Genomic DNA, 14,065 nt, shown 5'->3' with positions numbered 1-14,065 from the left:
AACAATCAACAAACAACAATCAACAAACAACAATCAACAAACAACAATCAACAAACAACAATCAACAAACAACAATCGACAAACAACAATCGACAAACAACAAAAAAAAACCATCCCTACAAAGGAATGGTTTTTCTTCTATCGATAATTTACCGTTAACAGTTAACTGATAACTATTTCTTGTTTTGATCTTTTAAGCGTTGTTGTTCTTGTGCTTGTTCCATCATTTCTTGCATTTTGCGTTGCCATTTTCCTTGTGGGCGCTTTTTGGTTTTATTTTCTTCGATGGTAGCTAAGATCTTTTCGTCTTTTACAATGTGGTTTTTAATTACGTACATAATTCCGATTGTAATAGAGTTCGAGATGAAGTAGTACAACGATAAACCTGAAGCGTAGTTATTAAAGAAGAATAACATCATGATTGGAGAGATATAGATCATGATTTTCATGATTTTACTCATATCGGGCATACCTTCTTGTGTAGGTTGAGCCATTTGTTGATCTCCTGTTGTCATTTTCATATAGAAGAAGATAGCAATAGACGCTAACAATGGAAATAAACTCACGTGGTTCCCATAGAAAGGAATATTGAACGGCAATTGCAACACCGAGTCATACGATGATAAATCGTCTGCCCATAAGAAGCTCTTTTGTCTTAAATCAAATGACGATGGGAAGAATTGGAACAACGAGTAGAAAATTGGAATCTGTAACAAGGCTGGAATACAACCTGCCATCGGATTCACCCCAGCTTTAGAGTACAATTTCATCGTCTCTTGCTGTTTCTTCATTGGGTCATTCTTGAACTTTTCGTTTAACTCATTTACCTCAGGGCGAATCATTTTCATTTTCGCTTGAGAAACGTATGATTTATACGTCAAAGGTGAAGTGAATAAACGAACTAAGATCGTCAATACAATAATACCGATACCATAAGGTAAGAAACTCGTTAATAATCCGAATACAGGAATAAACAAGAAACGGTTGATCCATCCGAAAATTCCCCATCCCAAAGGAACGATATTATCTAAGTTGCGCTCGTATGATTTCAGTAATTTATAGTCTGATGGACCAAAATACCAATTCATATCGTAGTTCAGTTCTCCATTGCTATAGTTTAAAGGAATAGCACTTGTAAATTGTTTGGTGAATACCGTATCAACCTTTTCGTCTGCTACTAAATTTTTTGTATTTAAGGTCGCCTTTTCGAAATTCTTATCTGTCAATAAGATTGACGTAAAGAAGTGTTGTTTGTATGCGATATAAGAAACATCTTTCAACTCTTTGGTATCGTCTTTGCTAGACTCACTTAAGTTGTTGTCTTTTCCTTTTTCGTGCTCATAGTATAAGCGAACGTATCTATTTTCATATGCAATACTCTTTTCATTGCGGTATGTTTTCATTTCCCAGTTTAATTCTGGTGTTTTAGAAACGTCTACAATTTTGCTTAATCCTTGCGTACGGATCGAGAAATCAAGCATATAGTCATTCGGTTTCAATACATAGCGATACTCTAAAAATTCTGTTTCAGACGCTTTTAAGCGCATAGCTAAAACTTGGTTCTCCCCTTCTTTGGTTAGTGTTGGTTCGAAGTATAAGTCTTCCGTATTGAAAACGCGATTGTCGTTAGTGTATAATTGCAAGTTAAAGTTGGCATTTTGATCTTTGATCAAAGCGACAATTTCTTCCGAATCTTTACTGAATCGCTTGAAATTATTTACCACTACATGCGCTAATTTTCCTCCTTTATTATCAACTTCAAGTGTAAGTAAGTCCGTTTTTAAAGTTGTAGTTCCTCCTTTAGCTGCTGGTAACGTAGCACTGTAAGCAAACGGTCCGAATGTAGCGCGGATTTGTTCAGTTTGTAAAGAATCTCCTTCTACAGCTGGTGCTTGAAGTGCTTTTTCAAAGGTAGCGGATTGTTCTTGTTTAATACTTTCTTTCTGTGCTAATTCAGTATCCTTTTGTATGGATTCTTTTTCTTTATTGATGTTATTCAACATCAACCAAATAAGCAATCCGGCAATAATTACAAAGCCAATGATACTGTTACGATCTAATTTTTTTCCTTCCATTACTTAATTTGTAAGTGATAAAATTTGTTATATAAAAAGTCTATTGATTAATTGGATTTATACTCAATAGCTGCTTTTACAAAATGAACAAAAAGTGGGTGCGGTTTTGCTACCGTACTCTTATACTCTGGGTGGAATTGTACTCCGACGAAGAATGGATGAGTATCCAGTTCTACGATTTCGATTAATCCCGTTTCTGGATTCCAACCTGATGCAGTTAATCCTGCTTTTTCAAAGTCTTCTAAATATTGGTTGTTGAATTCATAACGGTGACGGTGACGCTCATTGATCATACTATCTCCGTAAATATCAAATACTTTAGAGCCTTCTTTCAATTTACAATCCCATCCTCCTAAACGCATGGTACCTCCTTTGTCTGTGATATCTTTTTGGTCTTCCATGAAAGTAATTACAGGGTATTGTGTACTCTCGTTTACTTCGGTAGTATTGGCCGTTTGATAGCCCAATATATTTCTAGCATATTCAATAACAGCCATTTGCATTCCCAAACAGATACCCAAGAAAGGGATTTTGTTTTCTCTTGCGAATTTCACTGTTTCTATTTTCCCTTCAATACCACGTGACCCGAATCCTGGCGCTACTAAAATAGCGTCTAAGTTTTTCAATTTATCTCCAACATTGGCTGCAGTAATTAAATCCGACTGGATCGTAATGATGTTCACCTTCGCTTGGTTTTGTGCACCACCGTGAACTAAAGCTTCCAAAATTGATTTATATGAATCTTGTAATTCCACATATTTTCCTACTAAACCAATATTAACAACGTGGTTCGGGAATTTTAAACGGTGGATAAACTCGTTCCATTTCACTAAATCAGGTGTTTGTTTTTCAGGTAAGTCTAAGCGTTTTAACGCCACTTTGTCTAACCCTTCTTGCAACATTAAGTTTGGAACGTCATAAATAGTTTCTGCATCAATTGACTGAATCACCGCTTCTGGTTTTACATTACAGAATTGTGCTAATTTTTGACGAATCTCAGAACTTAAATTATGTTCTGTCCTACACACCAAAATATCCGCTTTGATTCCGCTTTCCATTAATGTTTTTACGGAATGTTGCGTTGGTTTTGTTTTCAATTCTCCAGCTGCCGCTAAGTATGGCACTAGCGTTAAGTGTACAACAATAGCATTATTATCTCCTAATTCCCATAACAACTGACGAACAGATTCAATATAAGGTAAAGATTCAATATCCCCTACTGTTCCCCCAATTTCTGTAATTACGATATCATAGTCCCCTGTTTTACCAAGCAACTGCATGCGATCTTTAATTTCATTGGTGATATGTGGTACAACTTGAACCGTTTTTCCTAAAAACTCTCCTCTTCTCTCCTTTTCAATAACAGATAAGTACACACGCCCTGTCGTTACGTTATTAGCTTGAGAAGTTGGAACATTCAAAAATCGCTCGTAATGCCCTAAATCCAAATCCGTTTCTGCCCCATCATCAGTAACGAAACACTCTCCGTGCTCATATGGATTTAACGTCCCTGGATCCACGTTGATATACGGATCAAATTTTTGAATTGTTGTTGAATAACCCCTCGCTTGCAACAATTTTGCTAGCGATGCTGCTATAATTCCTTTTCCTAAGGATGACGTAACGCCCCCTGTCACGAAAATATACTTAGCTTGTCTCATTTATGTTTATTTGTTGTGTTGTAAAGAATAAAACTTGGCAAAAATACAACTTTTCCAGCTATTGTTCTAATTTTAGAAGTCGTAAAATAACTTTAAAATTTACTCGTTTCTGTATAAAGGGATTACGGTTGTTTTTTTTAAGAAAGAGGAGAGAAGTGAGAGGAAAGAGGAAAGAGGGTGAATTTTTCTTGGTAAGGAAATATTCTTTCAAAGAAATTTCACATGAAGACTAGGTTAATTATTATTGATTAATGAAAAAACAATGGGAATTGCTTAGCAATTCCCATTGTTCTAGCTTATAATAAGCATATCTTCTCTTAAAGCCTAACCCTTTCTTGATATAGGATTAAGAAATTGAGAATCCACTCCTCTCTCCTCTTACCTATCTATCCAATTTCTTATCGATAATTCGATCAAAGTAGTCTTGAATAAAGGCTTTACACTTCATTTCAAGTACTTCCATTTCTTTATTCTTCTGTTGAATTAAATTGTGTTCCAAACCTTTATCCGTAATAGCATAAAAACCAGTGACTTCTTTTCCGTTGAAACGAACGATATAGTTTCCTTCTTGATACGTATATTCATTTCCACCATAGTTGATCGTAAATGGCTTTACGATAGAATCATTCAACAAGCTTCTACCCCAACTTCTAAAAGGTTTATCATACCCAATCATAGCTAACAACGTTGGATAAATATCTATTTGTTGTGCTAATTCCTTATTTACACCTTTATAGCGTTCATCAGCGGTATAGAATAAAATCGGAACTGCAGTACGATTCACTAATTTTCTGTATTCATCGTAATCAATTTGATTGGTATGATCGGCTGTGATAACAAAAATTGTATTCTTAAACCACGGTTCTTTGCTACTTTCTTCAAAAAAGCGTTTGAATGCATAGTCGGTATAGCCCACCGTTTGGTGAATTTGTTGATTTCCCTTTGGAAATTTTCCTTTGTATTGTTCGGGAACGTTAAACGGTTCATGTGATGAAACTGTAAACAACGTTGCGAAGAAAGGTCCTTTTTTCTCGTTTAGTGTTTTGCGCATATATTGAAAGAACGGTTCATCCCAAATCCCCCAAGTACCGTCAAAATCATCGTCATTGTTGTATTCTGTCTTTCCGTAATAGTGATCATAGCCCAAAATATTACCAAAGCCCAAGAAGCCCATAGACCCATTCGGTGCACCGTGAAAGAACGAAGTATCATATCCTTTGGACTTCAAAGTAGAAACCAAGGATTCGATATTTTGTTTCGGGAAAGGCGAAGAGGTAAAAGCATCTTTAAATGACGGAATACCCGCAATCACAGACGATACCCCATGAATTGATTTATATCCGTTGGCAAACGCATTGGGAAAAATTAAACTGTGTTGCGCTAAGGAGTCAATAAAAGGCGTATAGCTTTTAAAGTTGGGAATATTCATATCCTGATTAAAAGCGCCGATATATTCCCTTGCATAACTTTCTGTGATGAATAGTACAATATTAGGAGTCGATGGATCTGTAGAATCATACTGTTTTGTTCCACTAACATATTGATTTAATGTAGCCTCGTCCATGTATTGTACTTTTTTGAAACTCGTTTTACCAATGGTACGCAAAATAGCAAAAGGTGTATTCAATACAATATCGGCATGTTCTGGTTTTTCCACATGGCGATTCGCATCAATGATATTCAACGGTCGCGTTGTCTTTTTCAAATCTCCACGTACACCCGCAATAAATCCAACTGCTACCACCACAAAGATAAATACACTAGATAGATAGTAATTTTTCTTGCTTTCTATTTCCAGTCGTTTAGTGAATTTTACGCGTTTATACAGGTATACCCACAACGCACAAAGTCCAATACACAAAGCAAAAACATGCCAGTAGTTCACTAAGAAATTAAGGAACAATTGCCCTTTATTCGATTCGTGTTCTAAGCTGTCAAATACGGCGATTGTTGTACGAGCATAAATAAATCGATAGTAGATAAAATCGATAAAGTTTGTTGCATACGCCAATAAGTTGGGGATGATATAACTCCAAAACACTACTTTTTGATAGCCCTTACTTGTGCTTTTTACAATAGGGATAATCGACAATAGAATAAACAAGCCGTTGACATAAAAAATAGCCATCCGATCAAAAGTCAACCCGTGATACGCTAATTTTAAAAACTGACCTACACTATCCACAGCAAGTAAATCGCTATTGTATAAATAGAATAAAACTCGCGCTATAAAGTAAAAAAAGAATGCTAAAAATAGTCGGTAAGCAAACACCAACATTTCGTTTAATCTGAAGCGATTTGAAAGCATGATCGGTTATTCATTTAAAATTGAAATACAAATTTAATTAATTCTAGGGCTTTAGCTAGATCCTAAGGCAATTCTTTTGCTTTTTTGAAAGAAGATTGAAGAAATAAATCTATCAAAACAAAGAGGATGACCTTTTGGGACACCCTCTTTGTTTTTAATCAACCGATAACCTCATAACCGATAACCGATAACCGTTAACTGTCAACTAATGACTATGTCCTCCTCCTCCTTCATTTTTAATCAAATGGCTTTGTAAATAGTAGGCGCCTTGTGTGACAATAGCATAGTCTTCCGGTACAGCTTCGATGATTTCTACTTGAGTATACCCCAATTCCTTTACCCCTGTTTTCACCTCAATTCGCTTGTAGTGAAAATGATCCCCATGTTCTTCTGAAGCTTCGGAAACAAAGATAAACTCTCGTCCATCCGCTTTGATAATAGCTTCATTTGGCAAGGCCTTTACAGTATTTGTTCCTACATCAATCAAAGCATTGACATATAATCCTGGGATCAGATTATCCGGTACTTGATCAATCGTCGCATGAGCAATTACCGTTTTAGTTCCTGGTTCAAATGCTTTACCAATACTAAAAATGGTAGCCGTTACTTCCGCTTTATTGATATTCGTTAAATTAAAAGACACCTTTTGACCTTCATGTACATAAGGCAAATCTTTTTCGTAAATCTTTAAATCTAGATGTATTTTAGAATTATCCACTAAAGCAAACAACGTTTGTCCATTCACTATATTCGTTCCAATGCGAATCGGAATTGCGGATACGTTTCCACTAATTGGCGCGACAATTTTTAGCGTGCGAGAAGAACCTGTTCCCACCAAAGACAATTGATTAGTTAGCGATTGATAACGCGATTTCTCAATATTCAATTCTGATTTGGTCTTCTGATAGGTCTTTTCTGAATTGACATTCTCTGCTCGAAGCGTTTGTTGTCGTTTATATTCTAAGTCTAAATACTCCAAATTGTTTTTGGAAACCTGGTAATCTTCTTGCAGCTTGATATACTCCGGACTATCCGCAATGGCTAATACCTGTCCTTTGGTTACACGATCCCCAATATTCACGAGAATCTGCGTAATGGTACCACTTAAAAAGGTAGTCACGTCTGCTTGGTTTTGAGGAGGTAATTCCGTTTGTCCATTGACTTTAATTACATCCGATAAATTCTTGTCTTCCAGCTGCCCCATCACAATACCCGCTGCTTTTCTCTGCGCGTTGTTCAGCTCTACTTCCTTTGCTCCATCTTCTTCGTGTTCGTCTTCTTGTGTGACTACCGTTTCTTCTGTTGTCGTTTTATTTTGGCAATTGAAAAAGAAAATTGTCCCCAAAACAACGAAGGCTATATATATTTTTTTCATCGTAAAAATCAAATTATTGGTTAACTAAATAATGAAGTGCATTGTGTCCTAAGTTATATTGCAACACAGCATCTAAATAATTAATCTGAATGTTTAAAGCAGTTTCCATGGATTGGATGTATTCCACATAGGAGATATCTCCATTGTTATATGACTTATTGGCGTGGTCTTGTATAATTGACGCGTTCAACAAGGCACTGCCTTGATAGTAATCAATAACCGATTGTTGCGCTCGAATAATTTCCAACTGCTGTTGAACCGATTCGCTCAATTGCTTGTGCAAATAGTCTCGTTCCAAAGTCACTTGTTCGATGCTGTACTTCATTGCTTTTATTTTTTTGGACTGACTTCCAAAGAAAATTGGAATACTCAATCCCACGGAATAACTAGGAATACGCAATTCACGACCATAATTTGATCCGTTCGCTCTTAGTCCCGCTTCTGATTCGATGGTGTAGCCCAAGGTAACGTCAGGCAACAGCAAGGATTTTTCAAATCTTCGCGTTGCTTCTACTTTTTGAATTTCCTTTTCGGCTACTTTCAAACTCGTATTTTCATCGAGATTTAGATCCGCCCACGGATCGTGCTCATCGTAAACCAATTCGCTTTCGCTCAATTCAAAATCAGTTTCTAAATTTAAATACGCCTTAATTTTTGATTTTTCCTTCTGTAAAAACGTATTGTTTTGAGTTAGTAACACACTAATTTCTTGTTCTTTTGCTTGAGCTACATTGCTTTCCATCAACGTCGTCTCTCCTGTTTGATAGCGCAATTTAGCCGATTTCGAAAACGCCTGTAATAACGTAAATTGTTGTTCCAACAATTTTTTCTTGGATTGGGCGTAAAGCATATTCTCCCACGTTTGCTTAATCTCAAACTCAATCGCTATTGTCTTTCCTTGCAATTGCAATTCAGCGCTTTCGTATTCTTTTTGGAGAATATTTTTCTTTTTGGCATAGGTGAACGGACTCAAGGATTGACTTACATTGAGGTTGATGTCTTTTTGTTCTTTTCCACTGAGATAGCCAAAGCCCATAGTTACGTCTGTTTTAGGTAGATCATAGGCTGTTTTAACCATCTGGGCTTGACTTAAAACATTGGCTTTCGAAGCCTTTAAGCTTTGGTTGTTTTCTCGCGCCAAGGTTAACGCTTCATCCAAAGAAAGACGCGTTACCTCTTGTGCTTGTGCTGGTGCTCCTCCTAGTGTGAATACAAGAAGTAGCATCGCTGTTAGGGTATTTTGGGCTCCTTTGTGTTTTCTCAACCCTTTTTCTTCATAGTAATAAATAATAGGCAAAACCAGTAACGTTAAGAGTGTAGCTGTAATCAACCCTCCAATAACTACAGTTGCCAACGGTTTTTGAACCTCTGCTCCTGCACTGGTACTCAAGGCCATAGGCAAGAATCCTAAGGAAGCTACAGATGCCGTCAATAAAACAGGACGCAAGCGTATTTTGGTTCCCTCTATAATGCGTTCATATAAATCCATTCCTTGTTCTTTTAGTTGATTAAATTGTCCAATCAATACAATTCCATTTAATACGGCTACACCAAATAAGGCGATAAAACCAACACCCGCTGATATACTAAAAGGCATATCTCTCAACCACAAGGCCGCTACACCTCCAATGGCTGATAAGGGAATTGCTGTAAAAATAATAAGGGATTGCTTGACTGATTTAAAGGTGAAATACAACAAAACGAAAATCAAAGCCAAAGCAATTGGCACGGCAACCATCAAGCGATTAGTAGCTTCGACTAAGTTTTCAAACTGACCTCCATAGGTAATATAATACCCTTCAGGCAACTTCAATTGCGCCTCTAATTTGGCTTGAATATCGTGTACAACGCTTTTCACATCTCGATCTTTCACATTGAAGCCCAACACAATGCGTCTTCTTCCATCTTCACGGCTAATTTGTTGTGGCCCATCTTCATAATCGATATCCGCAATTTGACTCAGTGGAATTTGCTGTCCATCCGCTAAAGGAATAAAGAAATTTTTTAAGTTCTCAATATCTGATCGCGATTCTTGATCCAAACGCACAACTAAATCAAAGCGCTTTTCTCCTTCGTAGACCAATCCTGTTGTTTCACCAGCAAATCCAGCGCGTATAATTTGACTTATATCGGCAATTTTCAATCCATATAACGCCAATTTATCCTTGTCGTATTTGATCGAAATTTGCGGCAAACCTGTGACGCGTTCCAATTTAGGACTGGATACTCCAGCTACATTGGCGATCATACCGTTAATTTCATCTCCAATACTCGCCAAGCGATCGAGATCCTCTCCAAAAACTTTAATCGCTACATCACTTCGAACACCTGTCATCAACTCATTAAAGCGCATTTGAATCGGTTGAGAAAATTCTGTTGTCACTCCAGGTATTTCCTCTAAAGCAGCTTCCATCTTATCGATGAGTTCCCCTTTGGTTGTCGCAGAAGTCCACTCTTTTTTATCTTTTAATACAATAATCATATCCGCTGCTTCCATTGGCATAGGATCGGTTGGAATTTCTGCGCTCCCAATTTTTGAAATTACCATTTTCACTTCTGGAAACTGATCCAATAAAATCTGTTCTGCTTTGGTTGTTGTTTCAATTTCTTGCGATAGCGAACTACCAGAAGAAATAATAATATGGGTGGCTAAATCCCCTTCATCTAAGGTCGGAATAAACTCCCCTCCCATTTTGCTAAACACCACTAAAGCTAAAGCAAACAAACCGAAGGCTATAGCTAAAACAAAGCGTTTTACTTTAAAAGCTTTTTCTAAAATAGGTTTGTAAAACTGATAGATTTTATCAATTAACTTATCGCTAAAATTCGGTTTAATTTTCCCTGCTTCTTTCTTTAAAAACAAAGAGGAAGCCATGGGAACATAGGTTAATGAAAGAATAAAAGCACCTAAAATAGCAAAAGATACGGTCATCGCCATAGGGCCAAACATTTTACCTTCAATTCCCGTTAAGGCCAAAATAGGCAAGTAAACAATTAGAATAATGATCTCTCCAAAAGAAGCACTCGTTCTAATTTTAGAAGCAGCGGTGTACACCTCTTCGTTCATTTCCCGCTGTGTTAACTTTCTATTTTTACCGATATGCAGTCGATGTACAATAGCCTCTACGATAATGACGGCCCCATCGACTATCAACCCAAAATCAATAGCCCCTAAGCTCATTAAGTTTCCACTAACGCCAAATAATTTCATTAAGCTGATGGCAAACAATAACGACAACGGAATCACAGAGGCTACAATAAGTCCTGCTCGCCAGTTACCAAGTAATAAAACCAAGACAAAAACCACAATCAACGCACCTTCCATCAGATTGGTTTGAATTGTACTTACCGTTTTATCGATGAGTTTAGTTCGATCAATAAAAGATTCTATGGCAACACCTTCCGGTAGTGTTTTCTCAATTTGGATCATTTTTTCTTTGACCAGCTTCACCACTTCTTGGGTATTGGCGTCCTTGAGCATCATGACCATTCCACTGACATCTTCTCCTTTACCGTCTTTAGTCACTGCCCCGTAGCGAATGCTACTTCCAATTCTCACTTCTGCAACATCTCGAATTAAGATTGGTGTTCCATTGACTGTTTTAACCACAATTTTTTCAATGTCTTCCATGGAGTGTACCATCCCAATACTGCGAATAAAATAGGCATAGGGCTTTTTATCTATATAGGCACCTCCTGTATTTTCGTTATTTTGTTCTAAGGCATCAAAAATCTCTAGGATAGACGTATCCATACTCTTCAAGCGATCGGGCTGTACAGACACCTCATATTGTTTCAAATGTCCCCCCAAGGTGTTGACTTCTGCCACACCTTTTACGCCAATCAATTGGGGTTTAATAATCCAATCTTGAATGGTGCGAAGATCCATGCTATTGTATTGGTCTTCATAGCCTTCTTTAGGGTAAACTACATATTGATAAATTTCCCCTAGCCCCGTACTTACTGGAGCTAATTCAGGTGTTCCTACATTTTTAGGAATTACCTCTTCCGCGGCCTTCAAATTTTCATTAATCTGATTTCGAGCCCAATAGATATCGGTATCTTCGGTAAAGACAACCGTCACTACACTCAATCCAAAGCGACTAATTGAACGAAGCTCTGTAATATTGGGAATAGGCTTAACCGCCTGTTCAATGGGATAAGTAATAAATTGCTCTACCTCTTGTGTTGCTAACGTAGGAGAACTTGTAATAATTTGTACCTGATTATTTGTAATATCAGGCTGTGTATCCATCGGTAAATGCATCAACGAATAACTCCCTACTGCGATAAGTCCCAGTACGAAAAGTCCTACGATGAATTTATTTCGGATACTAAAATGAATGATTTTATCTAGCATCTCTGTATAATATAAATAGTCATAAAAACGCAAACCTCAAAAGAGATCGACGGTCTAGGGCGATATACTTATACGAGCTTAGGCGGTTGCCAGATGTGATAAATAACAGCTTCTACAAAGGGATATGGTACAATTGTTTTTTCCGTGCTAACGATCTGCACCACTACAGGAAGATTGTAGCTAGGTAGGGTTAAATCCACCGATACAGCACAACATACACAAGCACAAAAAGGAGAACAAGCATCTTGCACATCCTCACTGTGTTGTGTTGCAACAACACGAGCCACGGAAGATTCCGTTTGTACTTTGGATGAAACATAACGATCCGCACATGGATAGAAAGAGATAACCATTACGATTACCGCCAAGAGCAAGGATACTATGTAGTTGTATTGTTTCATCTACACAAAAATAGCAAGTTTTTTTGGATTTCTACTACATGCGTTTACAATTTGCAATGCAATTGCATCATGAAGAAATTGTAAAAAAATCAAACCCAACAAACTTCGGCATAACTTTTGCAATAACCTTAACCCAAAAATTATTTAAAATAAAACGAACTTAAATCAAAAAAACAACTATTTTTGATTTGCGGAAAGGAAAAAAATAATACCCAAAATAGCCCGCTAGAGATAGCAAAAAACAGCAAACAACAACAAAAATAGCCTTTTCTTTCCCAGGAAAAGGCTATTTGCTCTGTATTCCTTTCTCTTTTTTTACTTCTGCTGCTTATTATCTCCATATTTACAGGCATTCAACGTACAATCCATACCTATGAAACCATTTTACATCTTTACTGGTGGCCCTGGAAGTGGTAAATCTTCTGTATTAGAAGTTCTTGCCTCTTTGGGGTATTCCACCGTTCCAGAAGTGGGACGAGCTATTATTAAACAACAAATACAGCAACAAGGACATGCACTTCCTTGGCAAAACAAACAACGCTTTTACGAGCGAATGTTGGAACAGTCGATCGCTGATTACAACAAACAAGAAAAAGACACGTTAACCTTCTTTGATCGGGGGGTGTTGGACAGTATAGGTTATGCGCATTTGGAAGAACTCCATGTTCACCCCCTCCACTACACCCTAGCTCAAACAACTTCTTATGCTCCTATTGTTTTTATTTTTCCTCCTTGGGAAGCTATTTATCAACAGGATACAGAACGAAAACAAGATTTTGAACTCGCTACACAAACGTATCGCATCATGCGGACGACGTATGAAAAATTTGGATATCAATTGGTAGAAGTTCCCTGTACTACGCTGGAGAAACGCACTGCATTTATTCTTGATTATCTTCACCTAAAACAATAGAAAGTTTACCTTTGCACTCGAATAACAAAGGTTGTCTTGACTTTTATGGAACTCGATATTATCTTCTATCTGTGTATAGTAGCTTTTTGTGCTGGCTTTATCGATGCTATTGCTGGCGGTGGTGGATTAATTCAAACCCCTTTAGGCCTTGCTCTACTCCCTACAATACCGGTATCCTCTGTGATCGGTACTTTAAAAATCCCCGCTTTTTCTGGAACAGCCATAGCGGTACTTCAATACCTCAAACAGAGTCGAATTCAATGGTCTTATTTTTTGGTACTGGCAGCGCTTTCTTGTGGTAGTGCTTTTTTAGGATCGTACACCTTGACCATCGTCAACAACGATTTTATGAAGCCCCTACTCCTCGTTATTCTTATTGTTCTATGGGTCTTTACGTATTTTAAGAAAGACTTTACCAAGAAACACTTAACTGAATTAACAACGAAAAGAAAATATAACTATGGTATCCTCCTTGCGCTAGTCGTTGGTTTTTACGATGGTTTTATCGGTCCCGCTACAGGTACTTTCTTTATTATGGGGTTCATCTTCCTCATCGGATTTGACTTCTTTAAAGCTTCTACCTATGCTAAACTAATCAACTTATTTACCAATTTAGGTAGTATTTGCCTGTTCTTACTCAAAGGACAAATCATCTGGTCTGTGGCGCTCCCTATGGCGGTATGTAACGGATTTGGAGGATATTGCGGTGCTAAACTCGCCATCCTCAAAGGCCAACAATGGGTACGTTATGTTTTTCTGTTTATTATGCTGGTAGCGATTTTGCGATTTGGATATGAAGTAGTTAGAGGGGGGTGTTAGTTGATGGTTGTTCTTTGTTGGTTGTTAGTTGTTGGTTGTTAGTTGTTGGTTGTTCTTTGTTGGTATAGTGTCTATCCCTCACAAACCTCACAAACCTCACAAACCTCACAAACCTCACAAACCTCACAAACCTCACAAACCTCACAAACCTCA

The 14,065-nt window shown here is 37.4% G+C and carries 8 protein-coding genes; 2 read left to right on the top strand and 6 right to left on the bottom strand.

Features of this window, described 5'->3' with window-relative positions; genetic code table 11:
• Positions 1-173: 173 nt before the first annotated feature.
• From yidC to ACPDG9_RS15210, 6 genes are all read right to left on the bottom strand, one after another.
• Positions 174-2,075 (bottom strand): membrane protein insertase YidC, encoded by a 1,902-nt coding sequence (gene yidC / locus ACPDG9_RS15235; RefSeq protein WP_430528575.1) that lies wholly within the window; start codon positions 2,073-2,075, stop codon positions 174-176.
• Positions 2,076-2,122: 47 nt separating this feature from the next.
• Positions 2,123-3,736, bottom strand: a complete 1,614-nt coding sequence (locus ACPDG9_RS15230; protein ID WP_430528574.1) for a CTP synthase — start codon at positions 3,734-3,736, stop codon at positions 2,123-2,125.
• Between the two features lie 382 nt (positions 3,737-4,118).
• Complete coding sequence (locus tag ACPDG9_RS15225) at positions 4,119-6,044, bottom strand: LTA synthase family protein (RefSeq protein WP_430528573.1); 1,926 nt, start codon at positions 6,042-6,044, stop codon at positions 4,119-4,121.
• A gap of 205 nt (positions 6,045-6,249) precedes the next feature.
• On the bottom strand, positions 6,250-7,419 hold the full coding sequence (locus ACPDG9_RS15220) for an efflux RND transporter periplasmic adaptor subunit (RefSeq protein WP_430528572.1): 1,170 nt from the start codon (positions 7,417-7,419) through the stop codon (positions 6,250-6,252).
• 13 nt (positions 7,420-7,432) lie between these two features.
• Complete coding sequence (locus ACPDG9_RS15215; protein ID WP_430528571.1) at positions 7,433-11,779, bottom strand: CusA/CzcA family heavy metal efflux RND transporter; 4,347 nt, start codon at positions 11,777-11,779, stop codon at positions 7,433-7,435.
• A 68-nt stretch (positions 11,780-11,847) separates the two neighbouring features.
• Positions 11,848-12,180 carry a hypothetical protein gene (locus ACPDG9_RS15210; protein WP_430528570.1) on the bottom strand — a complete coding sequence of 111 codons (333 nt, stop codon included), beginning with the start codon at positions 12,178-12,180 and terminating at the stop codon, positions 11,848-11,850.
• Between the two features lie 373 nt (positions 12,181-12,553).
• On the opposite strand from ACPDG9_RS15210, the gene ACPDG9_RS15205 reads away from it, so the two are divergent.
• Both ACPDG9_RS15205 and ACPDG9_RS15200 read left to right on the top strand, forming a co-directional pair.
• Positions 12,554-13,093, top strand: a complete 540-nt coding sequence (locus tag ACPDG9_RS15205; protein ID WP_430528569.1) for an AAA family ATPase — start codon at positions 12,554-12,556, stop codon at positions 13,091-13,093.
• 45 nt (positions 13,094-13,138) lie between these two features.
• Positions 13,139-13,912 carry a sulfite exporter TauE/SafE family protein gene (locus ACPDG9_RS15200; RefSeq protein WP_430528568.1) on the top strand — a complete coding sequence of 258 codons (774 nt, stop codon included), beginning with the start codon at positions 13,139-13,141 and terminating at the stop codon, positions 13,910-13,912.
• Positions 13,913-14,065 lie beyond the last annotated feature (153 nt).

Source organism: Myroides sp. C6-3 (genome assembly GCF_050522425.1).
In the GTDB taxonomy this organism is placed as follows: domain Bacteria; phylum Bacteroidota; class Bacteroidia; order Flavobacteriales; family Flavobacteriaceae; genus Flavobacterium.
Note: the sequence above shows the minus strand (reverse complement) of the source record. Positions and strands in the feature narration are given on the sequence as shown.

Bases quoted from the DNA above. Each gene is read 5' to 3' on its own strand.
- yidC (WP_430528575.1), bottom strand. From the start codon at position 2,075: ATGGAAGGAAAAAAATTAGATCGTAACAGTATCATTGGCTTTGTAATT.
- ACPDG9_RS15205 (WP_430528569.1), top strand. From the start codon at position 12,554: ATGAAACCATTTTACATCTTTACTGGTGGCCCTGGAAGTGGTAAATCT.
- ACPDG9_RS15220 (WP_430528572.1), bottom strand. From the start codon at position 7,419: ATGAAAAAAATATATATAGCCTTCGTTGTTTTGGGGACAATTTTCTTT.
- ACPDG9_RS15200 (WP_430528568.1), top strand. From the start codon at position 13,139: ATGGAACTCGATATTATCTTCTATCTGTGTATAGTAGCTTTTTGTGCT.
- ACPDG9_RS15210 (WP_430528570.1), bottom strand. From the start codon at position 12,180: ATGAAACAATACAACTACATAGTATCCTTGCTCTTGGCGGTAATCGTA.
- ACPDG9_RS15215 (WP_430528571.1), bottom strand. From the start codon at position 11,779: ATGCTAGATAAAATCATTCATTTTAGTATCCGAAATAAATTCATCGTA.
- ACPDG9_RS15225 (WP_430528573.1), bottom strand. From the start codon at position 6,044: ATGCTTTCAAATCGCTTCAGATTAAACGAAATGTTGGTGTTTGCTTAC.
- ACPDG9_RS15230 (WP_430528574.1), bottom strand. From the start codon at position 3,736: ATGAGACAAGCTAAGTATATTTTCGTGACAGGGGGCGTTACGTCATCC.